The sequence below is a fragment of the Streptomyces sp. NPDC058086 genome (genome assembly GCF_042885015.1).
GTDB lineage: Bacteria > Actinomycetota > Actinomycetes > Streptomycetales > Streptomycetaceae > Streptomyces.
In genome coordinates, this window is the sequence record NZ_JBHVST010000028.1 from 1 (window position 1) to 26517 (window position 26517).

Sequence of the window (26517 nt, forward strand, 5' to 3'; positions counted from 1 at the left end):
CCGAAGCTCCCGAAGATACGGCTGCTTCCGCACCGGGCACCCCGCCCCCGCCGCCCGGAACCCCTGGTCAAAGTCCGCATCGACCCGCCGAAGCTCCCGAAGATACGGCTGCTTCCGCACCGGGCACCCCGCCCCCGCCGCCCGGAACCCCTGGTCAAAGTCCGCATCGACCCGCCGAAGCTGCCCCGCATACGGATACGCCGCCCGCGGCTGACCCCATTCCGTGAGCATAATCCCGTGGTGATCGGAGCCGTCGGTCTCACCTTCCTCGCGCTGCTGACCGTGGCCGCGTTCAACGCCGACAGCCTGCCGCTGATCGGCGGCGGCGAGACGTACAGCGCGGCCTTCTCGGAGGCGGGCGGCCTCAAGCCCGGCGACGAGGTTCGGATCGCCGGCGTCAAGGTCGGCAAGGTCAAGGACGTCGATCTGGACGGTGACCACGTCAAGGTCACCTTCAAGATCAAAGGCGATCCGGGGTTCGGCACCGAGACCGGCGCCTCGATCCGGGTCAAGACGATCCTCGGCGCGAAGTACCTCGCGCTGCATCCCAAGGGACCGGGACAGCTGAAGCCCGGCAGCGAGATACCGCTGAAGAGGACGGTTTCGGCGTACGACGTCGTACAGGCGTTCAGCGATCTCACTACGACGACGGAGAAGGTCGACACGGACCAGTTGGCGAAGGCCCTGGACACCATCTCCACCACGTTCCAGGACTCGCCCGCCGAGGTACGGGCGTCCATCAAGGGCCTCTCGAAGATCTCCCGTACGGTCGCCTCGCGCGACAAGGCGCTGGGCGAACTCCTCGACCACGCGAACGGTGTCACGGGCGTACTGGCCGAGCGCTCCGAGGACTTCACCGCGCTGGTCAAGGACGGCGACCAGCTGTTCAAGGAGATCAGCAAGCGGCGCGAGGCGATACACAAGCTGCTGAAGAGCTCCGCCGTGCTCGGCATCGAGCTCTCCGGCCTGGTCGAGGACAACGACAAGGAGATCGGGCCCGCGCTCAAGGGCCTGAACACCGTGGTGCGGATGCTCGAACGGAACCAATCCAGCCTCGACCGGAGCGTCAAGCTGCTCGCGCCCTACGTCCGGGTCTTCAGCAACGCCCTCGGCAACGGCCGCTGGTTCGACAGCTACGTCCAGAACCTGGTCGCCGCTCCAGTGGTGCCGCGCACGGGAGGCAACCGGTGAAGAACCTGAAGAGGCGCGTGGCCGTGGTCACCGCACTCGCCCTCGTCGCCGCGCTCACCTACGTGCTCTGGCCGCGCTCCGAGTCCGTGCACGTCACCGCGTACTTCCCGCGCACCGTCGGCATCTACCCCGGCTCGGACGTCCGCGTCCTCGGCGTCCGGATCGGCGAGGTCGAGAAGATCACGCCGGAGGGCGACCGGGTGCGAGTGGAGCTGAAGTACGACGAAGGCCGCAAGGTGCCGGCGGACGCCGAGGCCGCCATCATCAACTCCTCGGTGGTCAGCGACCGTTACGTACAACTGCTGCCGGTGTACCGAAAGGGCCCGGTACTGCGGAACGGCGCCGTCATCCCCGAGACGCGGACGGCCGTACCGGTCGAACTGGACCGCGTCTTCAGCAGCCTGCACACGACGGCCGACGCGCTCGGCCCCCAGGGCGCCAACAAGGACGGCTCGCTGTCGCGTCTACTCGGGGTGAGCGCGGACAACCTCGACGGCCAGGGTCAGAACCTCAACCAGACGGTCGAGGACCTCTCGCAGGCCGTCACCACGCTGTCCGACGGCCGCAAGGACCTGTTCGGCACGGTGCGAAACCTGCAGGTGTTCACGGCTGCGCTGGCCGCCGACGACAAGAGCGTGCGGTCCTTCAACACCAGCCTCGCCGAGGTCGCCGGACAGCTCGCGGGCGAGCGCAAGGACCTCGCGGACGCACTCAAGAACTTGGGAACGGCGCTCGGCGACGTGTCCGCCTTCGTGAAGAAGAACAAGAAGTCGCTGACCTCGAACGTGCAGGGCCTCAGCAAGGTGACCAAGGTGCTCGTCACCCAACGGGCCGCGCTGGCCGAGCTGTTGGAGGTCGCTCCCACAGGTCTGTCGAACCTGAACGACGCCTACAACCCGTCCTCGGGCACCCTCGACACCCGCAACAACGCGCAGCAGGCACAGGATCCGGCCTCGCTGCTGTGCTCCGTACTGAGGACGACTGGCGGCGAAGGCGGCAAGAACCCCGACTGCAAGGAGCTCAAAGACCTCTTCGACTCCCTGCCGAAGGCGCCCCAGGGCTCCGCGGTGACGGGAACGGTCGACCGGACGCTCGGCGGAATTCTGGGGGCGAGCGCATGAGCGCACTGCGCAAGGTCGGGGCGGTCGCGTGTGCCGCGGTCGGCTCGCTGCTGCTGTCCGGCTGCGAGTTCAACGGCTGGTACGACGTCCAGCTGCCCGGCGGAGCCGCCGCCGACGGCCACGCGTACCACGTCACCGTCGAGTTCCGCGACGTCCTCGACCTGGTGCCGCAGTCGGCGGTGAAGGTCAACAACGTCACCGTGGGCGCGGTCGAGAAGGTGGAACTGGACGGCTGGCACGCGCGTGTACGGCTGCGGGTCGCCGACTCGGTGAAGCTGCCCGCCAACGCGGTCGCCGAGCTGCGGCAGACCAGCATGCTCGGCGAGAAGTACGTCGCGCTCTCCGCCCCGACCGGCACGGCCCCCATGGGCCGGCTCGGCGACGGCGACCGCATCCCGCTGTCTCGCAGCGGCCGCAACCCGGAGATCGAGGAGGTGCTGTCCGCGCTCTCCGCGCTGCTCAACGGCGGCGGAGTGGCCCAGCTCAAGACGATCACCGTGGAGCTGAACAAGGCCCTGGACGGCCGGGAGAGCCGGGTCAGATCGCTGCTCAAGGAGCTGAACACCTTCATCGGCGGCCTGGACGACCAACGGAAGGACATCGTCCACGCCCTGGAGGCCGTCGACCGGCTCGCGGGGCGGCTCGGCAAGGAGAAGAAGACGATCGCCCAGGCCGTCGACACGATGCCACCTGCCCTGAAGGTCCTGGCCGACCAGCGCCGCGATCTGACGAGGATGCTCACCGCCTTGTCGAAGCTCGGCAAGACGGGCACCAAGGTGGTCAACGCCTCGCACGACGACACGGTCGCGAACCTCAAACAGCTGCGGCCCATCCTGCAACAGCTGAACAAGGCGGGCGACGATCTGCCCAACTCCCTTGAGCTGCTGACCACTTACCCGTTCCCGCGCAACGCGGTGGACGCCGTCAAGGGGGACTACGTCAACCTCGACATCACGGCCGACCTCGATCTGTCGGACCTCTACGGAAACCTGGCGGACGGCAACTCCGGCGGGGGCAAGGGCGATTCCCAGAAGCCCGGCACTCCCGACGTACCGGATCTCCCCGATCTCCCCGATCTGCCGAGCGTGCCGACACCCACCGCGCTGCCGAGCACACCGAGCCTGCCGTCGTCCCCCTCGGTGCCGTCGGCCCCCTCGGGCGGGGGCGGGCCGCTGTGCCCGCCGGTGTGCACCAGCAGCTACACCACCCAAGGCGGGCTGCCCGAGGGGATAGACCTCGCGCTCGCGGAGCTGATGCTGAAGGGGGTTCAGCCGTGATCACCCGTACGGTCAAGGCCCAGCTCCTGGCCTTCGCCACCGTCACCGCCGTCGGGGTGTCGTATGTCGGCGCCGAGTACACCGGTCTGGTGGACGACGTCCTGGGCCGCGGCTACACCGTGCAAGCGGACTTCGCCGACTCTGGGGGCATCTTCCCCGGCGCCGAGGTCACCTACCGCGGGGTGCCGGTGGGTCGCGTCGGCGCGCTGCGGCTGACCGGCTCCGACGGCGTCTCGGTCGCTCTCGACATCAAGGACGGCACGCCACGCATCCCGGCGGACACCCTCGCCGTGGTGGCAAACCGTTCGGCGGTGGGCGAGCAATACGTAGATCTACAGCCACGTACTTCGCATGGCCCATACCTCCTCGACGGCAGCGCCATCCCGCGCGGCAGCACGCGCGTGCCACTGCCCACGACGGACCTGGTCCTGAGCCTGGACCGGCTGGTGAACTCGGTCGGCAAGGACGATCTACGAGTCACCGTGGACGAGTTGGGCAAGGCCTTCTCGGGCACCGGCCCGAATCTGAGCCGACTGGTGGACTCGGGCAACGCGCTCGTGGAGTCGGCCTCCGAGTCACTCCCCCAGACGATCTCGCTGATCGAGGACTCGCGAAAGGTCCTCAAGACGCAGTCCGACCAGGGCTCGTCCATCAAGTCGTTCGCGCACGACCTGGCGGTTCTCACGGCACAGCTGAAGTCGAGCGACGGAGACCTGCGCAAGCTGATCGGCAACGCGACACCGGCCGCGCAGCAGGTGAACTCGCTGCTGAAGAACATCTCACCGCGCCTGTCGGTCCTGCTGGCCAATCTGATCAGCGGCGGCCAGGTCACGCTGGCCAACCTGCCCGGCGTGGAGCAGTCCCTGGTCACCTTCCCGGCACTGGTCGCGGGCAGCTACACGGTCGTCCCGGGCGACGGCACCACCCACTTCGGCCTGGTGGTGAACGCCGACGACCCGCCGCCGTGCACCCAGGGGTACGGCACGGCACGGCGCGACCCCTCGGACACCAGCCCGCGCGAGGCGAACACCGACGCGCGCTGCACGGCCCCGCGCGGAAGCAAGACGTCGGTACGGGGCGCGCAGAACGCCCCCGGCGCGTCGGCCGCTTCCGGCGATGCGAACCAGGCGGCGTACGTGACGCCGTACATCACGCCTTACGACCCGGAGACCGGCACCGCGACCGGCCCGGACGGCAGACCGGTCGAGATCGGCTCGACGGGCGGCCAACAGGCGGTGTTCGGAAAGGAGTCGTGGCAATGGCTGCTAGTAGGGCCGATGGCATGAGCGGGACCATGAACAGGGCCATGAGCGTGATCGTGTCGGGCAAGACCCTGTCGAGCAGAGCGTGGTCGGGCAGGGCGTGGTCGGTGGCGCTGGCCGTGGCGACCGTCCTCACGACGGCGCTGACGATCTGGCTGGTCCTTGGACTCTACGACCAGCACGACAGGGCGCAGCGGCGCCAGGACATCCTGGCCGCGGCCCGCCAGTCGGCGCTGAACTTCACCTCGCTCGACTACCGGCACTACGACCGGGACAGCGCGAACGTCCTCCAGGGCGCCACCGGCGACTTCAAGAAGCAGTTCGCCGCACAGACCGAGCAGCTGACCAAGCTCGTCGCCGCGAACGAGTCCGTGTCCGAGGGCCAGGTCCTCGACGCGGGCATCGTCCGCTCCGACGAGCACTCGGCCCGCGTCCTCGTGGTCGCCGACAGCAAGGTGACCAACACCGCCGCCCCCAAGGGCGAGGCGCGCACCTACCGCCTACAGCTCGACCTGGTGCACCGAAACGGCCGCTGGCTGACCTCCGACGTCGAGTTCGTCGGCTGACCGCGCCCTCCCCGCCATACGACCCATGAGGACATGAGGAGTAAGACCGTGGCGAAGACGACCACCCGAAGCCGCGGTTCCGGTTCCGGATCCGGCACCAGGCACACCATGACCGCGGCCGCCCGCGCGGCGGCCAAGCGCGCGGAGCGCGGCCACCTCGAATCGAACCCGGCGTCCACCGACGAGGAGGCCCCGGGACGGCCCGAGGCACCGACCGCCGGCCGCACCGTCCTCATCGAGTCCCCCGACGAGGACGGCTGGGACGACCCGCCCGAGCCCTCGCCGGAGTGCTTCGAGGAAGACCCACCGCAGGAGGAGGGCGAGCCCGGCCCCGGTACGGCCACGCGGCACGGTCGGCGGCGGCTGCTCACCGCCGCCCTGTGTGTCCTGCTCCTGGCGGGACTGGTCGCGGCCACCGTTCTCGGGTGGCGCTACCGGGAGGGCGTGCGGGCCGAACAGGCACGCGGTCAGGCACTCGCGGCCGCACGCCAGGCGGCGCCAGTCGTGCTGTCGTACGACTACAGGCACCTGGACCGCGACTTCGCCGCGGCCCGCGCCCGGCTCACCGGGCACTTCCGCGACGAATACCGGAAGACCACCACGACGGTGGTCGGGCCGACGGCCAGGAAGTACCACGGGGTGGTGAAGGCCACGGTGGCGCAGCCCGCCGGCGGCTCCCCGGCGGCCTCCGTCATCTCGGCCTCGGCCGACCGGGCCGTGGTCCTCCTCTTCGTCAACCAGGTGACCACGAGCACCCAGGTCTCGGGCTCCCGCGTGGACCTGAATCGGGTGCGGATGACGCTGGCCCTTACGTCCGAGGGCTGGAGGATAAGCGGGGTCGACGCGCTCTGACATCTGCTTCTTCCGGGGGCTGAAGGGCAGACGAGGCGGGTTGCATGCCGGGGACGGCTGCGCGATTCGTGGATGCGGCCTCCAAGCTGTGCGGACGTTTCGCCCACTGCCGGTTCCTGGAGGCACGGCACCAGAGCGTGGCGACCGCCGCCAACCCGCTCGCGCTGGAGAAAGCTGTCCTCTCCGGCCGGGACGGCGAGGACGCCCGCGGGTGCCGGCATCGACTTCTTCCGCGGCCGTCTGGCACCGGGCGGAGAGCGGACCCCTTGGTCACTGCCGCACGGCACCTCCTGCCGTGTGATGCGTAGGGGCGGGCGTGACGAGGGCCCGCCCCTGCGCTCATCCGCGCCGACGTGCTCAGGGCAGGTGCCACACCTGGGTGGACAGCCCGTTGCAGTCGTAAATCTGCAGCTGTGTTCCGCTCGCTCGCCGTGTTGCCTTGGGGGTCGTCCAGGCAACGTCCGGACTGGGGGTTGTACAGGCTGCCGTCAGCTCGAGGGACCCACTGTTGGCCGACCACGCCGTTGCAGTCGTAGAGCTGCACTGCGATGGGAGAGGGCGTCCAGGACCAGGCCCCGCTGCTGCCGGCGGTGTTGAGGAGGACCACCTGCTGGTTCTCGGGGGCCCCGGCGGACACCGCCCCCTGCGCCGGCGCAGGCTGCGCAGTGCCGCCTCGCACGTCGGCCTGCTGCTGGTCACCCTGGTCGTCGTCGCCCCGATCCTGCTCATGGTGAAGGTCTCGCGGCAGTCCGACGCCGACGTCGCCGCCCACCCGCTGTCCTGGACCAGGCCACTGGAACCTGCACAACTACGTGGCCGCGATGCAGGCCGTGAACTACGGGCGCAGCCTCTACAACACCGTCCTGATCACCGGCGGCGCCGTCGTCCTGGTCATCCTGACCGGATCACTCGTGGCCTGGCCGAGGTCCCGCATCTCCCCGCATCTCCCGCCGCTGGACCAAGACGGTCTACCAGTTCTTCGTGGCCGGCCTCACGGTCCCCGTCTTCGTCATGATCACGCTGTACATGTTCATGCGGGACCTCGAACTGTTGGACTCCTACGCCTCGGTGATCCTCGCGGAGGCCGCGATCAGCCTCCCCTTCGCCGTGCTCTTCTTCACCAGCTTCCTGAGATCCGTGCCCGTCGAGCTCGAGGAGGCCGCCGTCATCGACGGGGCGGGTCCGCTGCGCACGTACTGGCACGTCATCCTGCCCGTCCCGCGCCCGGCCACCGCGACCCTCGTCATCACCCGCACCCTGGCCATCTGGAACGACCTGGCCATTCCCCTGGTCCTGCTGACCTCCGACAGCAAGCAGACGAACGGCACATCGTCGCCGGTATCACCGCCTGGGTCAGCAAGGGGTGAGGCATGCCCGGAGCGGCCGGGGAACGCCAGTGCGTACGGCGCTGCCCCGGTCGGGGTGTGCGCCGCACGCGTGGTGGGGGCGTCGACGCTCAGCCGAGGGCGGGACGTCGACGTAGACAGTGCTTTGGCCGTACAAGCCGTGGGCGTAGACGGTGACGGCTCGGCTGCTGCCGGTGGTGAAGGTGACCGGCAGTTGACTCCAGCCCGTCTGGCTCGACCTGGCGCTGGCGCCGTCGCTGACTCCAAGGTCGGCGTACGGGCCCGTTAAAATCCGTACCTCGCGTGCAGCAGCTGCCACGAGCCTGTCGAGGCCTCGACTCTGCGGCCGACGTCCGCCAAAGAAGGCGGTGCCGATCAGCGGATGGGCGGGAAGTGAGCGGCTCCCGCGGCGCCGCACGACCTCGATTCGAGGCCTTCCGCGCTCCAGTAGCGTTTTGAAACTAGTCGCGTTGTGCCACTAGTGACCGAAAACGCATCCTCGGTCGCAGAGAGGACTGATCATGACCACGAACCGGCTCGAAGGAGTTACCGAGAAGCTGATCCCCACCTCACTGGGCCCTCAGGCGTCGTCGTGCTCGCGGGTGTGGCGTCTGCGGCGCGTGTGCAGAGAGGACGCGGCGCTCGTGGGCCATGCGGGCTCACGCGCCGGGATCATCGAACTGGTCGAGAAGAAAATCGACCGGTGTCTGGCCCGGGGCGGCGGATGTGCCGTCGTGGAGAATCTGTTCCGTCCAGATGACCTTGCCGCGAGTCGTGTACCGCGTTCCCCATCGCTGGGCGAACTGCGCCACCAGAAACAGCCCCCGCCCGCCTTCGTCCGTGGTCGCCGCCCGCCGTAGGCGCGGCGAGGTGCCGCTGCCGTCCGACACCTCGCAGATCAGACAGCGTCCGTGCAGCAGCCGCACACCGACCGGCGGCAAGCCGTACCGGATCGCGTTCGTGATCAGCTCGCTGAGGATCAGTTCCGTGGCGAATCCGGCCTCCTCCAGTCCCCACTCCCGCAACGTCTCCCTGCACCGCGCCCGCACCGAGGGAACCGCCGCCGGGTCCGACGGCACGTCCCACTCGGCCACGCGCGAGGGCGGGAATATCCGCGTACGCGCCGCCAGCAGCGCGATGTCGTCGGAGGAGTGTGACGGCTTCAGCGCGTCGATCACCGCCTGACACGTCTCCTCCGGAGTCCGGCGTCCGGAACCGTCCAATGCCCGGCGCAGCCTCTCCATCCCGACGTCGATGTCGTGGGTGCGGTCCTCCACCAGGCCGTCGGTGTACAGCACCAGTTGTGAACCCTCTGGCAAGGAGAGCTCGGCGGTCTCGAAGGGGTAGCCGCCCAGGCCGAGGGGCGTCGAAGCCGGGACACCAGGACAGGTGACCGTCCCGTCCGGACGCACCAACACCGGTTCCGGGTGTCCCGCACGGGCCATCGTGCAGGCCCCCGCCACCGGGTCGTAGACCGCGTAGAGACAGGTCGCTCCGGTCACCCCCTCCCCCTCGTGGCCCTCCGCGGCATCGCCCGCGTTCTCCTCGTTGTCCATGCGGAGGACGAGGTCATCCAGGTTCCCGAGCACCTCGTCAACGGGGAGGTCCAGGGTGGAGAAGTTGTGCACCGCGGTGCGCAGCCGGCCCATCGTGGCCGCCGCGTGCAGCCCGTGACCGACGACGTCACCCATGACCAACGCCACCCGCGCGCCCGGGAGCGGGATGACGTCGAACCAGTCCCCGCCCACCCCCGCCTCCGCGGGCAGATACCGCCAGGCCACCTCCAGTGCGTCCTGATCCGGCTGTGCCCGCGGCAACAGACTGCGCTGCAGCGTCACCGCCGTCGCGTGCTCCCGGGTGAACCTCCGGGCATTGTCGAGGGCCAGGGCCGCCCGCGCGGCCAGTTCCTCCGCGAAGGAGAGATCCTCCGGCTGGAACGCCGGGGAATCCACTGTCCGGTAGAAGTTCACCACGCCCAGCGGCACGTTCCGCGCCTGCAGCGGTACGGTCACCAGCGCACGCAACCCGCACTCCAGGGCCTTCCGGGCACGCTCCGGATCCTGCTCCCGCCAGCCGTGTGCCTGCCGCAGGTCCGGCTCCAACAGGACCCGTCGCTCCTGCAGCGTCCGCATTTGCGGCGTTTGGCGCGAGAACGTGATCACTTCGCCCAGCGGATACACCGGGATCATCCGCTGTTCACCGCCGATCGCCGCCCGGCGCAGATGCCGCCACCCCTCCGCCGTCGGCTCCCACCCCCGCAGTACCGCGTCGAGCAGGTCCACCGTCACCAGGTCGGCGAACTGCGGCGCCGCAACGTCGGCCAGCTCCTGCGCCGTACGCCCCACGTCCAGCGTCGTGCCGATCCCCACCCCGGCCTCGTACAGCAGCTTCAGCCGCTCCCGCGCGACCTCGGCCCGCCCCGAGACCACCGCCAGCTCCGTGGTGTCCCGCAGGGTCACCACACTGCCTCCTTGGTCGGCCTGCGGGTACGTTGGCCGCTTGTTCACCGCCAGCAATCGGTCCCCTGCGAGATGCACCTCGTCGGTGACCGCCTCCGGCGACGACAGCAGACGCGTGATCGGCTCCGGCAGTCCCAGCTCCCGCACCGGGCGCCCCTGCACGTCCGCCGGCAGGTCGAGCAGACGCCTCGTCTCGTCGTTGGCCAACAGCAGTCGTCCGTCGCTGCCGATGATCAGCACTCCTTCCCGCACCGCGTGCAGGACCGCGTCGTGGTGCTCGTACAGCTGCGCCAGCTCCGCCGGGGCCAGGCCGTGTGTCTGCCGGCGCAGCCGCCGGGCCACTAGCGTCGTTCCCGTCATGGACACCGCCAGCGCGGCCGCGCCGCTGCCCAGGATGATCGGCAGCTGCGGCAGCCACAGTGCCGCCACGTTCTTGACCGTGATTCCGGCGGAGACCAGGCCGACCACCTTGCCGCGCGAGTCGGTCACCGGGACCACCGCCTGCACGGCCGTTCCTTTGCCCGCGGGCAAAGGCGGCCCGCCGGCCTGCTCGACGACGGTACGGCCCTTCAGCGCCGGTGCGATCGTGCCGACGAACTTCTTCCCGATCTCTCGCGGATAGGGATACGTGTAACGAATCCCCTGCGTGTTCATGGCGACGACGAAGTCCACGCCCGTGCGTTTCCGCACCTCCTCGGCCCGCGGCTGGAGCACCGCCGTCGGATCAGAGCTCCGCAGCGCCTCGGCCGTGCCAGGGGCACTCGCGAACGACTGGGCCGCGACGACCGACTCACGACGCCCCTGTTGCAGCGCGTCACGCGACGTCTGGAGAACCATGGCCGTCACCGCGGCCACGACCAGCAGGACCACGATGACGACCTGGAGAACGAATACTTGACCGGCCGCACTGCGCAGGTCCAACCGGGAAGCCCGGTGTTGCCGCGAGCGTCCGATGAGCGGATGACGTTCCGGGCTCCGAGGACGCCCAGAAAATACCTCCATACACCCTTGATAACACCGCCGCGGGGAAGCCGACGCCGATCACGTCCGTCGCGCCGCCGCGTTACCGAGTTCGGCACTTCAGGGCGACGGTGGTGGGCCGAGCGAAATTTCCAGTGTCTGCCCGATTCCCCACTTGGTTGAGCGGTGAACGATAAGGCCGGGGCCGCGCCCCGGACCGCCTTGGCTGCTCAGCCCAGCGCGTCCATCAGGACGGTGACATAGACATCCAGCCGCTCCTCCACGGCTCGCGTCGTCAGCGCTGCCCTCCCTGCCTCCCGCCATGGCAGACACCGACTGCACTTCTTCAGGGAACACCAGCGCGTCCCGCACCCGCCACTACAGCCGCTCGCTCGCGGCCGCGGCCAGCACCCCACCGGCCTCCTCATACGCCTCAGCGAACCGCAGACCCCACGCCGGACCGTGCAGCAGCGCGAGATTGGTGGAGCAGTGCGCCACATCGAGATCCGCCGGGCCCCAGAAGGTCGCCGCCCACGACGGCACCGGTGATCCGGGCACCTGCCGGCTGCGGGGGCAGCACGTCGAACAGCACGTTGCCGGGGTGGAAGTCGCGGTACAGGTCGCCCTCCATAGGCGGGCTTGCGGATCACGTCGATCGCCGCCTGGACAGGACTTTTGCGTGGCTGCACGGCTTCCGACGTCTGCGGATCCAATGGGAACGGCGAGCCGACATCCACGAAAGCGTTCCTCAAACTGCCTGCTGTCTCATCACCCACCGACAACTCGGCTCATTGCGTTGGCCGTTGTAAGGGCTCGCAGATCATTAACTCGTCTCTTTGATCTCCGCTTAGGCGGGGTCCGGAACGAGGAATGCCGCCGTGTCGGCTTGTGTTCGGCTTTGGCGCCTGTGCCCGGGGCCACGAGGCGCTCGTGACCGCGGCGGGCATCGAACTGCTGCCCCAGCCGCTCGGGGTACGGGCCGAACGTGCCGATCGGCAGGTACGGCCCGACGAACCCCACTCCTCGTCCGTCAGTTGCACGCGTGTCACGCAAGAAGATCCAGTGGTCCTGCAGATTGATCACGACTCGCGCTCTAGGCGAGGGCGGCAGCGCCAGTCACGACGACCACCCCTGAGCTCAACCCCATGACCGCGTTCGACGACCTCACTCGCCTCGTCCCTCCGCCGTCGCGACCACTGTGGGCGAACGGAGACTGGGACGAGGTGGAGGCCGCACTCGGCCTAGAACTCCCTTCGGACTTCAAGCAGTTGGTCGGAACGTACGGGGCCTACCACTTCGCCGAGTTCTTGACGCCACTTACGCCCTTTGGCGGGCGAGACCTGCTGGTCGGCCCCGCGAAGCGGCTGCTGGACCAGGAACGCAACTTCCGGGACAGCAACCCCGAAGACTGCCCGTACCCCTTCTACCCGGAGCCGGGCGGACTCCTGCCGTGGGCAGGAACCGACAATGGGGACCGCGTGTGCTGGCTCACTGACAGGAAGCCGGACGAGTGGACGGTCGTCTGCTGGAATCCGCGGGGCTGGCACTACGACGCCCATCCTGTGGGTGCAGTCGAGTTCCTGCTCGGCTGGCTGTCGGGACACATCAGCACCAACGTCTTTCCTGATGCCTTTGAGTTTCCCAAGGTGGACTGATCCGCTGCTCGTCGAGCATCGTCTCCGGTCTTGTCGCCCGCACCAATTCCAGCCGCCCCAGCCGCGTCGGCAGCCGCACGGATGCTCGCGACGCCGTCGCGTCGGCCAGCGAGGGCCACTGAGTCGGACGAGCTGGCCAAGGTTGCAGTTGGCCGCCGTCTGCTGTGCATGACCTGGTACGCGGCGACTCGCCCCACTGCCCGACATCTCGCCGACCGCCGTGTGCCGGGTGGACCGGCTCCACCGTCCACACCCTGGACCGATGTGGGCGCCGCAGTCAGCGGCCGACGGGAGTGGGGAGCACGCTTTGCGATCGATTGCTTTGCGCCAAGTTGGCAAGTCGACATAGCAGCAGGCGATGAGCTCGTCACTGCAGCACCAACAGGCTCAATGGATTCGATCTCGAGTCTCTTACAGCGGGGGACTCGTGCAGGACCGAGGGGAAACGTGCAGGGGTGCGCAAGGACAAAGGGGGCGCACCACGTTACTCGCCGCTTGAACAGGAAGGACCGCTCTCACTATGACCACGCCGCCAACGAAGCACGTACCCCGCCCTCCAAGGGCCCCAGGCCAGGTCACCATGTACTGCGCCGCGCTGGGGGCTGGAGTGATGTTGGTGCTGTTCGGTCACGCCAGCCCTGTCGAGGCCACCGGTTATGTCGCCCCGTTCCTCGTGATCTTCGAGCGCACCCACCGCGGCGGCGGGGGCTGAGGAAGGTACTCAGCGCTCGCGCATCTCTGACTACCACTCCCATCATCACAGTCTGCGCACCAGCGGCGGCAAGACCTGGATTCCACCCGCCGCGATCACCTGCCACCGCCAAGGAGGAAAGGTGGGTCAAGAGGCCAGGGATACGAGTGCCTCGTACCCCACGTCGGACAAATCTGTGGCCTGTACGTAGACCTGGACACCGTCGAGCAGGTTTCGGAGCGTGCTGTAGCCGGAGGAGTGCGCGATCCTCTCCTCGGCCTTCGTCCCCGGCGGGCACCAGGAGATCAGTACGACCTTCTCCTGACGGGTCCCGTCCGCTGTTGCGAAGAGAAGGTCGTAGACGACGTACCGGGACACGTCGGTCGGCAGGGCCTTCAGTACTTCGTCGTGTGTCAGGTTCCCCTCGAAGTCGGGGATGACGGTCTCCAGGCTGTCGCTGAGCCGGTAGATCACTGTGTTGATGTCCCGCCTGCTCTTCAGCTCCTGGAAGGCGCTGATACAGCTGTCGTCCACTGGGATACCACCGCTCACGACGAGTCCTTCTGATCATTGGGAGAACAGGCCGAGCGGCTCAACGAACCGACACCCCAGGAGGTTCTGGGCCGCCGGCCCTGAGCACCTGTTCCGCTCCCCGGTGCCCTGGCCGTTGACCGGACGCCGACGGAGATCAAGGAAGCGGCGCAGCACGCTGTCGCGGGTGAACGGGCTCACGGCCAGTCGCTCGACGGCCACGGCGGTCACGATCAGGCGCTTGCGTTCCGTGACGTACTGTCGCGAGAGGTCGGCGATCCCGCCCCTCCAACCGACAGGGGGCTGGCACCTCAGCCGAACGGGATTGCTTCCCCGCTCGCCACGCGTCTCTCCTCGGCATGCAGGCGATACGGAGAACACCGACGACGCCTACTGTGACGTGTCATTGGCCGACGGGGCTTCGCACTTTCGCTCTGCCTCTCGCTGCGAAATGGCCCTGCGGCGGTCGTCCGTCAGTCTCCACAGCACATCCCGTCGGGCGCAATCTCGTGGCGGACAGCTGAAGCATGAACACACCTGAGGCGATCACCGCCAGGAGCACGCGCGTCATCGCGAAGGCCTCCAAGGCGGTGACGGTTCGCGGAGCTGGTGCTGGCGGCGCTCATGCCAAGGCGGGTCGGGCGGCGATACGGGTCACCGTGACCGCGACGGTGACCGGTTCCACGACCCCGTGGGTGGCGAGGTGGGAGGTGGCGGCGGTCCGTACCCGGTCGTGGACGCTCCTGGCGGTGTCCAGGGCTCGGTGGCTTTCGGCCAGGACGCAGCGCACCTCGATGCGCCATCCCGAACCGTCCGGCGCCCGGTCGGCGCGGATGCCCGCCTCGGGCGACATGCGGTGCGGTGCGGTGTCCGTCCGGGTGGGCGCGGCGGCCGCCGCGAGGCAGTGGGCCAGGCGGGGTTGCAGACCGGCCACGCCGGGAACCGCGAGGGCTGCCTCGGCCGCGACGCCGAGGAGCATGGTCGTGCCGGAGGCGGTCATCACGTGCCCCCGCCCGTAGGGTCGCCGGGGCTCAGGGGTGGCCACGGCTCCAGAACGTCGACCACGGTGATGTCGACGGCCGTCACGGCCAGACCCAGGTCCCGTCCGGCCGAGTCGAGGACCGATTGGCGTACCTGATCAACCCGGTCGGGCAGCGGGCGGTCGAGGGCAGCGGCCAGTTCCATGGTCACCCGCACGTCGGTGCCCTCGCCCGCGGGTACGAGCCGGCAGGTCGCGGCCCTCACACCGGGGACCATGTCCGCGGCCTGCCGCAGTACCTTCGCGGCAGCGCTCTCGGCGATCCGTAGCTCCCGGTCCGGGTCGGCCAGGGGCAGCAGCCGTCCGAGCCGGATCTCTGCCCTGACGACGTTCATGACACGGTCGGCGAGCGCCTGCAGGCCGGGAGGGTCTTCCGCACGCAGCGCCTGGGCGGCCGCGTTCACCGTGGCCAGTCCCTCGACCGCCTCGCGGCAGTGAGGACAGGACACCGTGTGCGGGTCCGCGACCGGCGCAGCGTCCCGCGCCTGTTCCCAGACCCGGCTGAGCAGGCGGCCGCAGGGCAGTAGCTCATCACCCGCGAACGGGAGCACGTCGGCCATGTCGGCGTCAATGGGGCTGGTGCGGGGCTCGTCGACATGGGGCGGTTCGGAAGGCCGGCCCTGCGGGTCGTCTAGCGCCATGGGCCCATCGCCTCCTGCAGGGATCGGCGTGCTCTGAACAGTCTGCCGCGCACCGTCTGCTCACTGGTCCGTGTCACGTGGGCGATCTCGTTGTAGGGCAGGCCCTGCAGTTCACGCAGGATCCAGCAGATCCGCTGGCCGGCGTCCAGCTCGGCGAGCGCGCGGGACAGGGCCTCGGTTGCCGCGTCCTGCTCGGCGGACCGGGCGGGCTGGCTCCTCGCGTCGCCCGTCGCGGGTTCGGCGACGGTGTCCAGGGGGAGGGGCGGCGTTCGGCGCCGCCGTCGCATGGTCAAGCAGCGGTTGATGGTGATCCGGTACATCCAGGTACTGAATTCCGCACTGTGACGGTACTCCGGTAGACGCCGCCAGGCGCTGACGAAGGCGTCCTGAACAGCCTCTTCAGCGTCCTGGGGGTTGCCGAGCATGCCACGGGCCAGGGCCAGGAGGGACCGGTTGTGCCGCTGGACGAGAACGGCGAAGGAGTCTTCGTCTCCCTCGGCCGCCCGCACGGCAAGCACTCCGTCCGGCAGGTCGCATCCCAGCTGTGGGGAAGCAGTACGTGGAATCATGACGCTCTCGCAGGGGGCTCGGAAAGAGCGTGTACCCCCGCCACGCCCGTGTGATGCACATCACACGTCACGTCTGTGAGAGGTACGCCGCCCCGGGTGTCCAACCTCTTGAGAGACACCACGCAGGTGTCACACCGAGCCACTCGAGGCGACCGCCATGACGGACAACATCACCAGCGTCGGCGGGGGCAGCCGGCCCGACACAGGCGTGAGCGCGCTGAAGGGCCGCACCGGGGCCGGAACACCGGCCGAGACACGGGGGAAGACCACCATCGCGGACGGCGTGGTGGCCAAGATCGCGGGCATGGCCACACGCGAGGTACCGGGCATCCACAGCATGGGAGCGGGGATGGCCCGCGCCTTCGGCGCCATGCGGGAACGCGTCCCCGGCGGAGGCGGAGGCGTCACGCGCGGGGTGAAGGTCGAGGTCGGCGAGCGCCAGGCCGCGGTGGACCTGGACGTCGTCGTCGAGTACGGCGTCTCCATCGTCGACGTCGCCGGCGCCGTTCGCACCAACGTGATCAGCGCCCTGGAACGAATGACGGGACTGGAGGTCGTCGAGGTGAACATCGCCGTCGACGACGTCCACCTCCCCGACGAGGAGGAAGAGGCCGAACGGGACGAGGGCCGCGTGCGGTGACCGACCGCCGTGACCACGGCCATGCCCTGGGCATGGGCGGGTGATCACACGGACGCTCACGTTCGCGAGACGGGTGAGTGGATGATGAACGCAGCGACGACGGGCCTCGTGGCCGGCATGGCCCTGGGCTTCGCCGGATATTTCGGCGGCTTCTGGGCATTCCTGCTGGTTCTGGTTCTGGGTGTGGCGGGGCTGATCGTCGGCCTCGTCGTGCAGGGCGACCTCGACCTCCATGCGCGGAGGCAGCGGTGAGTACCCGGCCCGGTTCCCAACCCCCTGGCGAAGGGGCCGGCCCACCGGGGCGATCCGCCGACCTGCCGCCTCCGGCCGAACGGGGCGCCACCGTCATCCCGGAAAGGGTGGTCGCCCGTATCGCCGCCAGGGCCGCACGCACAGCCCAGTCCCGGCGCGCCGCCATACCGCCCGACCGGAGCGGGCCGGCGACACCCAGCGCCTCGGCAGCCGTCCGTACCGGATCGGTGCGCCTGCACCTGGCCATGGACCTGCCCTACCCCGCCGATATCCCCCACGTCTGCGAGCGGATCCAGCACGACGTCGCCGAACGGGTGACTCAGCTGACCGGCTTGGAGGTGGGAGAGGTCACCCTGACCGTCCGGCGGCTGCTGACCGCCGCCGACGCGAGCCGGGGACGGGTCCGATGAGGCGCCACGCGGCCCGGGCCGCCGGGCACGCCGCGCAGAAAGGAGGACCGGAATGACACCCGACCCGGACCCTCCCGCATGCAGCTCCACGCCATCCGCGCGCCGTGCCACCGTGCCGATGACAAAGGAGCTTGAGGAGCCGAGAGAGCCGACAGAGCCCGGTCCACCAGAACACGACGCGCCCCTTCCGCCGGACTTGGCGGCGGGCGAGCACGACAGAGGGCACCGCACCCACCGCCCGTGGTCCGCGCGTCGCATTCCGGCCGCGCTGGTCGCCTCGGTGATTCTCGTGGCGGCGGTCGCGGCGCTTTTCGACGTCGTCGCCGTACGGGCGGGACGCCCTGCGGCAGCCTGGCGACGGCACCTGGCCGACGAACTGGCCACCCGCCCCTTGGACGACGTGTGGGTGCTCACGGGGGCCGCCGTGGCCGCCGCGCTCGGCATCTGGTTGATCGTCCTGGCCCTCACCCCCGGCCTGCGCCACTGGCTGCCCCTGCGCTCCCCCGCGCCCGGGCTGCGGGCCTCCCTGGACCGCGACGGCGCCGCCGACCTGCTGCGCGACGCCGCCATGCGGGTCCCGGGAGTCAGCACGGCTCGCGTCCGAGTGCGCCGCCACCGCGTCAAGGCGCGCGCGGACGTCCGCTTCCGCGACCCCCAGCAGGTGAAGGACGACCTCACCGCCGTCCTCGACGAGGAGCGCGATCAGCTCGCCCACGCCCGCCCTCCTCGCATCGTCGTACGAGTGCGGCAACGCACCAAGTGAACGAAGACCCCCCAACACCGGAGCCCACACCATGACGCCGCGAACCGTACTCAACCGCAGTCTGCTGGCCCTCGCCGGACTGGTACTGCTCGGCGGCGGTCTGCTGATTCTCTTCGCCGGACTCGACGTCTACCGGCGACACGATCTGGTCCCACCCGTCGGCTGGCCCCTGACCACCCCGCACGACGTCCTGCTCGGCTCCGCCGACCGGGCCCGCTGGAGCAGTCAGGGCTGGTGGTGGTGGCCCGCGGTCATCGCCGCCCTCACCCTCGTCGCCCTGCTCGCCCTGTGGTGGCTGCTCGCCCAACTGCACCGACGCCACCCCGGAGCGCTGCCCGTCGGCGGCACACCCCCGCAGGAAGGCGTCGAACTGCGCGACCACGCGCTCAGCGACGCGATCGCCGCCGAAGCCGGTGCCCAACCGGGCGTTGAGCATGCAACCGTGCACATCACGGGCCGGCCTGCCCACCCCCGCACCCACGTCACGCTCGCTCTCACCCCTCAGGGTGCACCCGGCGCCGCCCTGGCCGCCCTGTGGGAAGGCCCGCTCCGTACCGCTCGTCGGTCCACCGGCTCCCCCGACATGCACACCGACGTCCGCCTACAGGTCGCCCACCACAAACCGCACCGCGCACAGTAAGGCGGGGCACCGACGGCCTGCCTCGGCAGCGGATCCCGCTTGCAAGCACGAGGTGCTCCCAGTTGCCGGGCCCCGCGGGCAGGCGCACGGTGAACAGAGATGTGTCGGTCCTGGACGGGCCGCGTTTCCCAGCGTCTTCGAGAGGACGGCGATTCCGATGGCCAAGGCCAAGGGCAATGCGAAGGTGCATCAGATCAGGGGCAAGATGAAGGAGACTCTCGGCAAGGCCCTGGGGGACTCATCGATGCAGCAGGCTGGACGTGGGGAACAGCTGCGTGCCAAGGCACATGAGATGACGGAAAGGGCGGCGGACCACCTCCGTAAGCGGAACGGGCACTGATCGAGGACGTACGGCTGGTCCGCATCTTCGGGGGCTCGTGTCGTCAACGTCGATATCGCGCCGGACGCGGGTGATCGCGCAGTGGTTCAAGCGAGGCGCCCGCGCCCGTCCGATGGCTTCTCCAACCGATCGCTCACGTCGGCCGACCAACTCTCGGGGCAGGTCGCACCGAGGGGATCGCTCGGCTCGGGCCGCGTCAGCCCTCGTCCTCGTCGCCCTCCTCTTCCTCCTCGGCGTACTCGTCCTCTGGCCCCTCTTCGTCGTACTCCTCTTCTTCCTCTTCTTCCTCGGGCGCCTCTTCATCGGGCGCCTCTTCGTCGTACTCCTCCTGCTCCTCGTCCTCCCCTGCCGCTTCCTCCTCTTCCAGTGCTTCCTCATGGCTGCGAACTACCTCGCCGTCGCGGATCTCTCCGCGCCAGCCCTCGACGTCCTCGTCGGCGAACGTGACATAGCGCTGGAAGTTCTTGAAGTCCAGCCGCAAACGGCGTCCTTGAACGCGCCACAGGTTGCCCGTCTTCTCGAAGAAACCCGAGGGGTAGTACTCGACGACAAGCACGATCCGCGTCAGGTCGGGCGTGAGTTCGTGGAAACTGACACAGCCGTGAGTAGTGCCCTTCGCACCCTCGGAGCTCCACACGATTCGATCGTCCGGCACCTGTTCCTGAACCGTCGCCTTCCAACCGCGAGTCGAGGGACCGACCTTCACCTTCCAGTCACTGGCGGTCTCGTCGTTCCGGGACACACTCCGTACGCCTTTGGTGAAGTCGCTGAACTCCTCGTACTGGGTCCAGTAGTTGTACGCCACGCGGATCGGCACACCGACGTCCAGCACTTCAATGATGTTCATCACCTTGGTGCTGCCGGACTTGCCTCCGCGTCCCCCGCCGAAAACGTTCTTGACCTTGTCCATCACATTGTCTTTGAGCCCCTTGGCCTTCTCACCGACGAACGCCTTCAAGGGGGAATCACCTTTGAGAATGCGTCCGCCGATACCGAGAAGAGATCCGCCGTTCTCGGCCGTGTCAAGGAGTTGGTCGGTGACGTCCCCCAACTTTTCCCCGGCCTTGTCGACTAGATGTCCGACCTGAGCACCGAGGAAGTCGGTCAGTTCGTCGCGCAACATGTCGAGGCCGGAGCCCTCTTCCCGCCCGGAGTCTCGCTCTTTGTCGGCCATGACCTACCTCCGCCGCGCGGGAGTCTTCTTGGCAGTCGCCTTCTTCGCGGGGGCCGCGTTCTTGGACGGGGCCTTCTTCGCGGACGCGCTCTTCGTCGGTGCCCTCTTCGCCGCCGCCTTCTTCGCAGGGGGCGGAGACTTCTTCGCGGTCTTCTTCGCCGGCGCCGACTTCTTGGCGGCTGTCTTCTTGGCCGCGGGCCTCTGCGCCGCAGACTTCTTGGCCGGGGGCCTGTGCGCCGCGGTCTTCTTCGTGGGGGCCTTCTTCTCGGGAGTTCTCCTCGCAGGAGTCCTCTTCCTGGTGGGAGCGGCTTCCTTGGCGGCCGCCCGACGGGGAGAGGGTTTGGCCGCCTGCTTCTTTCCCGCTACGGGGCGGCGACGACGTCGTGGCGGCTCCTCCTCAGCCTCTTCCTCTGGCTCTTCCTCCTCCGGTTCTTCTTCCTCTTCTTCTTCCTCCTCCGCTTCTGCCTCCGGTTCTTCTTCCTCTGGTTCTTCTTCCTCCTCTTCCTCCTCCTCTTCTTCTTCGAATTCCCCCTCAGGCTCTTCCTCGCCCTCTTCCTCCTCCGGTTCCTCCTCGCCCTCCGTCTCCTCCTCGTCTTCGTAGCGCTCCTCGCCCTCCTCCGGTTCTTCCTCGCCCTCTTCTTCCTCGCCCTTCTCCTCACCGATGCGCAGCGTGCGCTCATGGAGAGAGTCGGCGAGGTCGGCGAGGCGCCGGTCGGCGGTGGCGGCCAGGGCTTTGCGTCCGGCGTCCAGCAGCTCGCCGCGCACCTGCTCGTTCAGCTCGGCGACTCCAGGAACATCACCGAGTTTCTGCAGGCCGGTCGTCAACAACTGCTGCGGATCGAGCCCAAATCGGCGACCTGCGAGATAAGTTGCCAGCCCGAAGGCGAGACGGGCTTTCTTCGTACGTCCGAGCACATAGCCAGCTGCGACCGCGGCGGCGAGGCCGATCTTGGTCGTGTCGTTCATGAGCCGGTTCCCTTCGGAAAGGGGAGGTGAACACACTCGAATACGGGCCAACATCCCCTGCTCAACCAGTGATTGAGACAGAAGCGGATCGCACGCAACGCGTCTCTCGGCCCGCTGATAGCACCCCGGACACGCCATGCGGCCCACCGGGGCAGGTCGTGACCCCACCGGGCAGGTTCGCTCAAAGCCATCCATGCCCGACCACATGTACCCCTATATGATGGAATTATAGTGTTCGTGCGTGGAGTATGGCGCGCGCTCCGACCACCGGAGAGACCATGGCCGCAGCAGAACCCCGGCGGCGATCCAGCAGCAGTAGCCGCGGCACGGACCGGGGGACCACAGATGGCCCCCGGCGACGCTCCGGCAAGGGCAACGCAGCCTGGGCCATTCGTACCGCCGTCGAACAACTTCAGGAGTTGCTCGGGCGGGCCCCCGAGTCCGTCTCGGCACTGAAATCCACCGAAGCCGGTTGGGAAGCCGACGTGGAGGTACTCGAACTGGAACGCGTCCCCGAAACCACGAGCGTGATGGCCACCTACCGAGTGACGCTGGACGAGGAAGGCGAGCTGGTGGAGTACCGAAGGACGCGCCGCTACAGCCGCGGCCAGATCGACCGACTGGGCTGAGGCCGCAACGGCCATGAAGGGAGGCACCATGACGGTGGTGCCGCAGAGTGGAGGCGGTGTCGCACGCGGTGGTGGCGGCGGCACCAGCCTCTACGACGTCTTGGAACTCATTCTGGATCGCGGGCTTGTCATCGACGTCTTCGTCCGCGTGTCACTGGTGGGGATCGAAATCCTCAAGATCGACGCTCGGATCGTCGTGGCCAGCGTCGACACCTATCTGCGATTCGCCGAGGCATGCAACCGTCTCGACCTCGAGACCGGGAGGAAGGCACCCGCCCAGTTGACCGACATCGTCGGAGACACGGTGGAGAGCGGGGCCAAGGGCAAATCCAAGGGGGCCCTCTCCGGCGCGGCGGAAGCGGTCACCGATTCCCTCAAGGGGATCACCGGCCGTGACGACGGCGAAGAGGAGGAGACCGAGGAAGAAGACGAGGGCAAGGAAAAGGAACCCGTGGAGAGGCGACGGCGGCCGGCTCGGCGCACCTCCCGACGTGAGCGCGAATAAGGGCTCGCCCGGCGAGAAGGAATGAGCCATGGCCGTATACATCTATTCCATCACCGGCAAGCAGCACCCGCTCCGCCTCGACGGTCTCAGCGGAGTCGGTGAGTCACCGGCGGGCCTGCGGGCAGTGACGGCGGGACCGCTGTGCGCTGTCGTCAGCGACGCGCCAGAGGATCTACGCTCCAAGCGTCGCGACATCATCGCCCACCAGGAAGTGCAGGAGCGCCTCATGGCTGACGGCACTGTGCTCCCCATGCGGTTCGGCCTCATCGCCGAGAACGACGAGGCCGTCCTGCTGGCCCTGGAGCAGAATGCCGCGGACTATACGGACAGGCTTCAAGTACTGGAGGGGTGCACCGAGTACCACCTCAAGGCGTCGCAGGACGAAGACGCGCTCCTGCGGCAGATCCTGCAGGAGTCGGACGTGGCGCGACAGCTCAATGACGAGATCCGCAGCGGCACCGCCGCCCCCGACGCATCGCTGCAACTCGGTGAGTTGGTCGCCCAAGAGGTGCAGGCACGGCAAGAAGCGCTGGCGGCGGGTGTGGTCGAAGCACTGCGCCCCTTCTCCCGGACGCTTGAAACATCCCAGCCGACGGGTTCGGACTTTCTCAACGTGTCGTTCCTGGTGACCGAAGACCAGGAAGAGGCATTCGTCACCTCGGAGTTGAGCGTCGCCCACCAGATGGGCGACGACTTCGGCTTCCGGCTCAACGGCCCCCTGCCCCCTTACAGCTTCGTCTGAAGGAGTTCCCATGGGCCTGCTCACACAGCTCGTCACCCTTCCCCTGGCGCCCGTGCGCGGCGTCGTATGGGTCGTGGACCGCGTCCTGGAGGAAGCCGAGAACGAGTACTACGACCCCGCGCCGGTGCACCGCGAACTCGCCGAGCTCGAACGTCTCCTCGTCGCAGGCGACATCGACGAGGAGACGTTCGACCAGCGCGAGGACGAACTGCTCGACCGGCTGGAGGAGATCCGTGCCTATCGGCAGGGCTGACACTCCTGATCCGGCACGAGGGAATACGAGGCCGCAACCGTGACTGAACCCCTGGCCAACAGGCTCGGTTCCTATCCGTCCCGAGCAGCGCCCCCCTATGGGCAGGGCTCCTCCGCAAATCTCGCCGACATCCTTGAACGGGTACTCGACAAGGGCATCGTCATCGCAGGCGACATACAGATCAACCTTCTCGACATCGAGCTGTTGACCATAAAGCTGCGCCTCCTGGTCGCCTCCGTCGACAAAGCGAAGGAAATGGGCATCGACTGGTGGGAGCACGACCCCGCGCTGTCCTCCCGCAGCAGGGGGGAACAGTCACTGGCCGAGGAGAACCGCCGGTTGCGGGCCGAGATCGATGCCATCCGCCAGGGCAACGCCCTCCCCCCAAAGGAGGAAGCACCCCGGGACACGCGCAGCCGTCGCCGGGGAAGTGCTCGCGATGAGTGACCTGCTGACATACGCGTATGCGGTGGTACGCAACGCCGAGGGACTGCGGGAGACAACCGCGCCGCTCCGGGGCGTCGCCGACACCCCGGTCAGCCTCGTCACCGACTCCGGTGACGATCAGCTGGGACTCGTGGTGAGCCATGTGCCCGGACAGGACTTCCAGGAGGACGCTCTCAAGCAGCATCTCGAGGACCTGGAGTGGCTGGAGGCGGTGGCCCGTGCTCACCACGGCGTCATCGAGGCCTTGGGCGAGCGCACCACCGTCCTTCCACTGCGCCTGGCAACCGTCTATCTCGACGACAACCGGGCTCGGGAGGTGCTGGCGGCCGGCCGGACCATGTTCGCGGAGCGCCTGGCCCAGCTCTCCGAACATGTCGAATGGGGGGTCAAGATCTATGTCGAATCGTCTGCGGCCGCCGCGGCGCCGACTGTTCCCGCGGCAGATCTCACCCCCGGGCGCGCCTACCTGCGTAACCGCCGGCAACAACAAAGTGTTCGCGACACCGTGTACCAGGCGGCGCAGAAGGCCGCCGAGCGGGTGGAGGCCGCAGGCCGCAAGCATGCCTCCGACCGTGTCCGGCATCGCGTACAGCAGGGTCTTCTCGCCGACGCAGCCGGCGCCGTCGGCGAGAACGTCGTGAATGACGCGTACCTTGTGCCCCTGAAGCGTTGCGACGATTTCCTGGCCGACGTGGCGCATGCCGCTGACGGGCTGGACGGGGTGCGGGTCGAGGCCACCGGCCCCTGGGCTCCGTACTCCTTCGCCATGCCACTCGATGAATCCGGCGGTGCTGCAGCTGCAGAGGGAGCACCTCCGTGATCACGCCTGGCCCACCGCCGGAGGCAGAGCGCCTGCCTCAGCGGCAGGTCGCTCTCATCGATCTGTTGGACCGACTTCTGAGCGGTGGGGTCGTCCTCACCGGTGACGTTGTGCTGTCCATCGCGGACATCGATCTAGTACGTATCTCACTGCGTGCCCTGATCGTTTCCATCAGCGAGCAGAATCCCTCGCCATGGACGAGGACGAATCCGCCACGAGGCGGCGACCATGACAGCTGAGGGAGAGAACCGGCTGCCGCGCCGCGCCGACGAGGTCGCGGAGGCCGCCGCACGCGCGTTCCGATTGCTGCCCGCCGCCCCGCGCGACCTGGACCTGCCGGCCGACAAGGGCTCGCGTTCCCCGGCCCGACGAATCAGCTCCGACCGCGACACCGTCGAACGGGACCTCATGAGGCTCGTCCTCACTCTCGTGGAACTGCTGCGCCAGCTCATGGAACGACAGGCCCTGCACCGCGTCGACCAGGGAGACCTCACCGACGAACAGGAAGAACGCCTGGGAGCGACCCTCATGCTCCTCCACGACCGCATGAGCGACCTGTGCGCCCAGTACGGACTGACCATGGAGGACCTCAACCTCGACCTCGGGCCGCTGGGCACACTGCTGCCGCCCTCCGACTGACCCCCGGCAATGCGGCAAACGGCAATACCGCTGTCCACGCAGACAGCTCCTTACCCAGGAACACCATGTGAGACGTTTGGGATCACGGGTACTCCGTACACATGAATTTCTGGTCGAAAGAACCGCCACTGCCGCCGAGCCGGGGCCCCATTTCGAAGGCGATCGCTGAGTACTTGAGAAGTACAGGGCCGCCTCCCGACGATGGGACGATCGCAGACGCATCCCCCTTCGGCGAGGACTGGCAGCTCGGCCTCTATCTCTGTTACGAGCTGCACTACCGGGGTTTCGCCGACGTGGACGCCGCCCGTGAATGGGACCCCGACCTGCTCAAAGCCCGGGCAGCCCTGGAGCGCCCCTTCCTCAAGGCCCTGCGCCACCAGGCGACACGACATGAACGCGCCGCCGAAGCGCTGGACGACCTGCTCGTCGAGCCCGTGGACGGCACCGGGGTCACCCACTACCTCCAGGACGACGGAGAGCTGTGGCAGCTCCGCGAATACGCCGCGCAGCGGTCGCTGTACCACCTCAAGGAGGCCGACCCGCACGCCTGGGTGCTGCCCCGCCTGTGGGGCCGGGCGAAGGCCGGAATGGCAGCCGTGCAGTTCGACGAGTTCGGAGGCGGCCGGGCGGATCGGGTGCACGCGCGGCTGTTCGCCGACCTCATGGCAGACCTCGGCCTGGACACCGCCTACGGGCGCTATCTCGACTCTGCCGGCGCCGAGGCACTCGCCGTCGTGAACCTGATGTCCCTCTTCGGACTGCACCGCGCCCTCAGAGGCGCCCTGGTAGGTCACTTCGCCACCGTCGAGATCACCTCGTCGCCCGGATCACGGCGGCTCGCCCAGGCCATGCGGCGCACCGGCGCGGGACCGGCCGCCGAGCACTTCTACGACGAGCACGTCGAGGCCGACGCCGTACATGAGCAGGTCGTACGCCGGGAAGTCGTCGCGGGCCTCCTCGAGGAAGAACCCCACCTGGACAGCGACGTCGCGTTCGGCGTGGACGCCACCAACTACGTCGAGGACCGCCTCGCCGAACGACTCCTCGGCGCGTGGCGGGCAGGCGAGTCATCGCTGCGTACGCCCGTCTGACCAGCGGGGACCGGCCCGAACAGGTTCTCCTCCACCCCCGAGAACC

General features: G+C 68.5%; 31 protein-coding genes and 2 pseudogenes. 25 read left to right on the forward strand and 8 right to left on the reverse strand.

Features of this window, described 5'->3' with window-relative positions:
• Nucleotides 1-210: 210 nt before the first annotated feature.
• The 7 genes from ACFVWD_RS22530 (at nt 211) to ACFVWD_RS22560 (ending at nt 7904) form a co-directional block, all read left to right on the forward strand.
• Complete coding sequence (locus tag ACFVWD_RS22530) at nt 211-1191, forward strand: MCE family protein (protein ID WP_389598550.1); 981 nt, start codon at nt 211-213, stop codon at nt 1189-1191.
• Nucleotides 1188-2312 carry an MCE family protein gene (locus tag ACFVWD_RS22535; protein WP_389598393.1) on the forward strand — a complete coding sequence of 375 codons (1125 nt, stop codon included), beginning with the start codon at nt 1188-1190 and terminating at the stop codon, nt 2310-2312. The genes ACFVWD_RS22530 and ACFVWD_RS22535 overlap by 4 nt, the downstream gene beginning before the upstream one ends.
• Nucleotides 2309-3589, forward strand: coding sequence for an MCE family protein (locus tag ACFVWD_RS22540; protein WP_389598395.1), 1281 nt, complete (start codon nt 2309-2311; stop codon nt 3587-3589). The genes ACFVWD_RS22535 and ACFVWD_RS22540 overlap by 4 nt, the downstream gene beginning before the upstream one ends.
• Nucleotides 3586-4875: an MCE family protein gene (locus tag ACFVWD_RS22545; RefSeq protein WP_389598397.1), complete on the forward strand. Its 1290-nt coding sequence runs from the start codon at nt 3586-3588 to the stop codon at nt 4873-4875. The genes ACFVWD_RS22540 and ACFVWD_RS22545 overlap by 4 nt, the downstream gene beginning before the upstream one ends.
• A gap of 20 nt (nt 4876-4895) precedes the next feature.
• Complete coding sequence (locus ACFVWD_RS22550) at nt 4896-5417, forward strand: hypothetical protein (RefSeq protein ID WP_389598552.1); 522 nt, start codon at nt 4896-4898, stop codon at nt 5415-5417.
• Nucleotides 5418-5465: 48 nt separating this feature from the next.
• Nucleotides 5466-6269 carry a hypothetical protein gene (locus ACFVWD_RS22555; protein WP_389598398.1) on the forward strand — a complete coding sequence of 268 codons (804 nt, stop codon included), beginning with the start codon at nt 5466-5468 and terminating at the stop codon, nt 6267-6269.
• A 942-nt stretch (nt 6270-7211) separates the two neighbouring features.
• Nucleotides 7212-7904, forward strand: coding sequence for a carbohydrate ABC transporter permease (locus ACFVWD_RS22560; protein WP_389598554.1), 693 nt, complete (start codon nt 7212-7214; stop codon nt 7902-7904).
• A gap of 370 nt (nt 7905-8274) precedes the next feature.
• On the opposite strand, the gene ACFVWD_RS22565 is transcribed toward ACFVWD_RS22560, so the two are convergent.
• Nucleotides 8275-11076: a SpoIIE family protein phosphatase gene (locus ACFVWD_RS22565; protein ID WP_389598400.1), complete on the reverse strand. Its 2802-nt coding sequence runs from the start codon at nt 11074-11076 to the stop codon at nt 8275-8277.
• A 188-nt stretch (nt 11077-11264) separates the two neighbouring features.
• Nucleotides 11265-11696, reverse strand: a pseudogene (locus tag ACFVWD_RS22570) (phosphotransferase); the annotation flags it as partial.
• Between ACFVWD_RS22570 and ACFVWD_RS22575 the strand changes: the two are divergent.
• The 3 genes and pseudogenes from ACFVWD_RS22575 to ACFVWD_RS22585 form a co-directional block, all read left to right on the forward strand.
• Nucleotides 11697-11843: pseudogene (locus ACFVWD_RS22575) on the forward strand (IS5/IS1182 family transposase); the annotation flags it as partial. It abuts the pseudogene before it with no gap.
• Nucleotides 11844-12179: 336 nt separating this feature from the next.
• On the forward strand, nt 12180-12689 hold the full coding sequence (locus ACFVWD_RS22580) for an SMI1/KNR4 family protein (protein ID WP_389598402.1): 510 nt from the start codon (nt 12180-12182) through the stop codon (nt 12687-12689).
• Between the two features lie 520 nt (nt 12690-13209).
• Nucleotides 13210-13401 (forward strand): hypothetical protein, encoded by a 192-nt coding sequence (locus ACFVWD_RS22585; RefSeq protein WP_266419953.1) that lies wholly within the window; start codon nt 13210-13212, stop codon nt 13399-13401.
• 126 nt (nt 13402-13527) lie between these two features.
• Here ACFVWD_RS22585 and ACFVWD_RS22590 read toward each other — a convergent pair whose 3' ends face one another.
• From ACFVWD_RS22590 to ACFVWD_RS22605, 4 genes are all read right to left on the reverse strand, one after another.
• Nucleotides 13528-13932 (reverse strand): actin-binding ADF family protein, encoded by a 405-nt coding sequence (locus ACFVWD_RS22590; protein WP_389598404.1) that lies wholly within the window; start codon nt 13930-13932, stop codon nt 13528-13530.
• A gap of 601 nt (nt 13933-14533) precedes the next feature.
• Nucleotides 14534-14911, reverse strand: a complete 378-nt coding sequence (locus tag ACFVWD_RS22595) for a hypothetical protein (RefSeq protein WP_389598406.1) — start codon at nt 14909-14911, stop codon at nt 14534-14536.
• A complete protein-coding gene (locus ACFVWD_RS22600) occupies nt 14911-15591 on the reverse strand; it encodes a hypothetical protein (protein ID WP_389598407.1) in 681 nt (226 codons plus the stop codon). Before ACFVWD_RS22600 ends, ACFVWD_RS22595 begins: the two co-directional genes overlap by 1 nt.
• Nucleotides 15582-16160 carry an RNA polymerase sigma factor gene (locus ACFVWD_RS22605; protein ID WP_389598409.1) on the reverse strand — a complete coding sequence of 193 codons (579 nt, stop codon included), beginning with the start codon at nt 16158-16160 and terminating at the stop codon, nt 15582-15584. Before ACFVWD_RS22605 ends, ACFVWD_RS22600 begins: the two co-directional genes overlap by 10 nt.
• Nucleotides 16161-16317: 157 nt before the next feature.
• Between ACFVWD_RS22605 and ACFVWD_RS22610 the strand changes: the two genes are divergently transcribed.
• From ACFVWD_RS22610 to ACFVWD_RS22635, 6 genes are all read left to right on the forward strand, one after another.
• Nucleotides 16318-16800 (forward strand): Asp23/Gls24 family envelope stress response protein, encoded by a 483-nt coding sequence (locus ACFVWD_RS22610; RefSeq protein WP_389598411.1) that lies wholly within the window; start codon nt 16318-16320, stop codon nt 16798-16800.
• 9 nt (nt 16801-16809) lie between these two features.
• Nucleotides 16810-17052 carry a hypothetical protein gene (locus tag ACFVWD_RS22615; protein WP_389598412.1) on the forward strand — a complete coding sequence of 81 codons (243 nt, stop codon included), beginning with the start codon at nt 16810-16812 and terminating at the stop codon, nt 17050-17052.
• Nucleotides 17049-17462 carry an Asp23/Gls24 family envelope stress response protein gene (locus ACFVWD_RS22620; RefSeq protein WP_389598414.1) on the forward strand — a complete coding sequence of 138 codons (414 nt, stop codon included), beginning with the start codon at nt 17049-17051 and terminating at the stop codon, nt 17460-17462. The genes ACFVWD_RS22615 and ACFVWD_RS22620 overlap by 4 nt, the downstream gene beginning before the upstream one ends.
• 118 nt (nt 17463-17580) lie before the next feature.
• Nucleotides 17581-18225 (forward strand): DUF6286 domain-containing protein, encoded by a 645-nt coding sequence (locus tag ACFVWD_RS22625; RefSeq protein WP_389598416.1) that lies wholly within the window; start codon nt 17581-17583, stop codon nt 18223-18225.
• 31 nt (nt 18226-18256) lie between these two features.
• Complete coding sequence (locus tag ACFVWD_RS22630; protein ID WP_389598418.1) at nt 18257-18865, forward strand: alkaline shock response membrane anchor protein AmaP; 609 nt, start codon at nt 18257-18259, stop codon at nt 18863-18865.
• A 157-nt stretch (nt 18866-19022) separates the two neighbouring features.
• Complete coding sequence (locus tag ACFVWD_RS22635; RefSeq protein ID WP_389598420.1) at nt 19023-19205, forward strand: CsbD family protein; 183 nt, start codon at nt 19023-19025, stop codon at nt 19203-19205.
• Between the two features lie 196 nt (nt 19206-19401).
• Here the strand turns inward: ACFVWD_RS22635 and ACFVWD_RS22640 are convergent, their stop codons facing one another.
• Both ACFVWD_RS22640 and ACFVWD_RS22645 read right to left on the reverse strand, forming a co-directional pair.
• Nucleotides 19402-20379 carry an SRPBCC family protein gene (locus ACFVWD_RS22640; RefSeq protein WP_389598422.1) on the reverse strand — a complete coding sequence of 326 codons (978 nt, stop codon included), beginning with the start codon at nt 20377-20379 and terminating at the stop codon, nt 19402-19404.
• A gap of 3 nt (nt 20380-20382) precedes the next feature.
• On the reverse strand, nt 20383-21345 hold the full coding sequence (locus ACFVWD_RS22645; protein WP_389598424.1) for a histone protein: 963 nt from the start codon (nt 21343-21345) through the stop codon (nt 20383-20385).
• Nucleotides 21346-21623: 278 nt separating this feature from the next.
• Between ACFVWD_RS22645 and ACFVWD_RS22650 the strand changes: the two genes are divergently transcribed.
• The 9 genes from ACFVWD_RS22650 to ACFVWD_RS22690 all read left to right on the forward strand — a co-directional run bounded on the left by ACFVWD_RS22650 (nt 21624) and on the right by ACFVWD_RS22690 (nt 26471).
• Nucleotides 21624-21974 (forward strand): gas vesicle protein, encoded by a 351-nt coding sequence (locus ACFVWD_RS22650; protein WP_389598426.1) that lies wholly within the window; start codon nt 21624-21626, stop codon nt 21972-21974.
• 28 nt (nt 21975-22002) lie between these two features.
• Nucleotides 22003-22479: a gas vesicle structural protein GvpA gene (locus ACFVWD_RS22655; protein ID WP_389598428.1), complete on the forward strand. Its 477-nt coding sequence runs from the start codon at nt 22003-22005 to the stop codon at nt 22477-22479.
• A gap of 28 nt (nt 22480-22507) precedes the next feature.
• Complete coding sequence (locus ACFVWD_RS22660; protein ID WP_389598430.1) at nt 22508-23221, forward strand: GvpL/GvpF family gas vesicle protein; 714 nt, start codon at nt 22508-22510, stop codon at nt 23219-23221.
• A 10-nt stretch (nt 23222-23231) separates the two neighbouring features.
• Complete coding sequence (locus ACFVWD_RS22665; RefSeq protein ID WP_389598432.1) at nt 23232-23474, forward strand: gas vesicle protein GvpG; 243 nt, start codon at nt 23232-23234, stop codon at nt 23472-23474.
• Between the two features lie 39 nt (nt 23475-23513).
• Complete coding sequence (locus ACFVWD_RS22670) at nt 23514-23921, forward strand: gas vesicle protein (RefSeq protein WP_389598434.1); 408 nt, start codon at nt 23514-23516, stop codon at nt 23919-23921.
• Nucleotides 23914-24741 (forward strand): GvpL/GvpF family gas vesicle protein, encoded by an 828-nt coding sequence (locus tag ACFVWD_RS22675; protein ID WP_389598435.1) that lies wholly within the window; start codon nt 23914-23916, stop codon nt 24739-24741. Before ACFVWD_RS22670 ends, ACFVWD_RS22675 begins: the two co-directional genes overlap by 8 nt.
• Nucleotides 24738-24980, forward strand: a complete 243-nt coding sequence (locus tag ACFVWD_RS22680; protein WP_389598437.1) for a gas vesicle protein — start codon at nt 24738-24740, stop codon at nt 24978-24980. The genes ACFVWD_RS22675 and ACFVWD_RS22680 overlap by 4 nt, the downstream gene beginning before the upstream one ends.
• Nucleotides 24970-25380 (forward strand): gas vesicle protein K, encoded by a 411-nt coding sequence (locus tag ACFVWD_RS22685; protein ID WP_389598439.1) that lies wholly within the window; start codon nt 24970-24972, stop codon nt 25378-25380. Before ACFVWD_RS22680 ends, ACFVWD_RS22685 begins: the two co-directional genes overlap by 11 nt.
• A 101-nt stretch (nt 25381-25481) precedes the next feature.
• Nucleotides 25482-26471 (forward strand): iron-containing redox enzyme family protein, encoded by a 990-nt coding sequence (locus ACFVWD_RS22690; protein ID WP_389598441.1) that lies wholly within the window; start codon nt 25482-25484, stop codon nt 26469-26471.
• The last annotated feature ends 46 nt before the right edge of the window (nt 26472-26517 follow it).

What these genes read in the sequence shown, in the direction of transcription:
- ACFVWD_RS22540 (WP_389598395.1), top strand. Translation starts at nt 2,309, where the DNA reads ATGAGCGCACTGCGCAAGGTCGGGGCGGTCGCGTGTGCCGCGGTCGGC.
- ACFVWD_RS22550 (WP_389598552.1), top strand. Translation starts at nt 4,896, where the DNA reads ATGAGCGTGATCGTGTCGGGCAAGACCCTGTCGAGCAGAGCGTGGTCG.
- ACFVWD_RS22565 (WP_389598400.1), bottom strand. Translation starts at nt 11,076, where the DNA reads ATGGAGGTATTTTCTGGGCGTCCTCGGAGCCCGGAACGTCATCCGCTC.
- ACFVWD_RS22580 (WP_389598402.1), top strand. Translation starts at nt 12,180, where the DNA reads ATGACCGCGTTCGACGACCTCACTCGCCTCGTCCCTCCGCCGTCGCGA.
- ACFVWD_RS22585 (WP_266419953.1), top strand. Translation starts at nt 13,210, where the DNA reads ATGACCACGCCGCCAACGAAGCACGTACCCCGCCCTCCAAGGGCCCCA.
- ACFVWD_RS22595 (WP_389598406.1), bottom strand. Translation starts at nt 14,911, where the DNA reads ATGACCGCCTCCGGCACGACCATGCTCCTCGGCGTCGCGGCCGAGGCA.
- ACFVWD_RS22600 (WP_389598407.1), bottom strand. Translation starts at nt 15,591, where the DNA reads ATGGCGCTAGACGACCCGCAGGGCCGGCCTTCCGAACCGCCCCATGTC.
- ACFVWD_RS22605 (WP_389598409.1), bottom strand. Translation starts at nt 16,160, where the DNA reads ATGATTCCACGTACTGCTTCCCCACAGCTGGGATGCGACCTGCCGGAC.
- ACFVWD_RS22610 (WP_389598411.1), top strand. Translation starts at nt 16,318, where the DNA reads ATGACGGACAACATCACCAGCGTCGGCGGGGGCAGCCGGCCCGACACA.
- ACFVWD_RS22625 (WP_389598416.1), top strand. Translation starts at nt 17,581, where the DNA reads ATGACAAAGGAGCTTGAGGAGCCGAGAGAGCCGACAGAGCCCGGTCCA.
- ACFVWD_RS22630 (WP_389598418.1), top strand. Translation starts at nt 18,257, where the DNA reads ATGACGCCGCGAACCGTACTCAACCGCAGTCTGCTGGCCCTCGCCGGA.
- ACFVWD_RS22635 (WP_389598420.1), top strand. Translation starts at nt 19,023, where the DNA reads ATGGCCAAGGCCAAGGGCAATGCGAAGGTGCATCAGATCAGGGGCAAG.
- ACFVWD_RS22640 (WP_389598422.1), bottom strand. Translation starts at nt 20,379, where the DNA reads ATGGCCGACAAAGAGCGAGACTCCGGGCGGGAAGAGGGCTCCGGCCTC.
- ACFVWD_RS22645 (WP_389598424.1), bottom strand. Translation starts at nt 21,345, where the DNA reads ATGAACGACACGACCAAGATCGGCCTCGCCGCCGCGGTCGCAGCTGGC.
- ACFVWD_RS22650 (WP_389598426.1), top strand. Translation starts at nt 21,624, where the DNA reads ATGGCCGCAGCAGAACCCCGGCGGCGATCCAGCAGCAGTAGCCGCGGC.
- ACFVWD_RS22655 (WP_389598428.1), top strand. Translation starts at nt 22,003, where the DNA reads ATGACGGTGGTGCCGCAGAGTGGAGGCGGTGTCGCACGCGGTGGTGGC.
- ACFVWD_RS22660 (WP_389598430.1), top strand. Translation starts at nt 22,508, where the DNA reads ATGGCCGTATACATCTATTCCATCACCGGCAAGCAGCACCCGCTCCGC.
- ACFVWD_RS22665 (WP_389598432.1), top strand. Translation starts at nt 23,232, where the DNA reads ATGGGCCTGCTCACACAGCTCGTCACCCTTCCCCTGGCGCCCGTGCGC.
- ACFVWD_RS22675 (WP_389598435.1), top strand. Translation starts at nt 23,914, where the DNA reads ATGAGTGACCTGCTGACATACGCGTATGCGGTGGTACGCAACGCCGAG.
- ACFVWD_RS22685 (WP_389598439.1), top strand. Translation starts at nt 24,970, where the DNA reads ATGACAGCTGAGGGAGAGAACCGGCTGCCGCGCCGCGCCGACGAGGTC.
- ACFVWD_RS22690 (WP_389598441.1), top strand. Translation starts at nt 25,482, where the DNA reads ATGAATTTCTGGTCGAAAGAACCGCCACTGCCGCCGAGCCGGGGCCCC.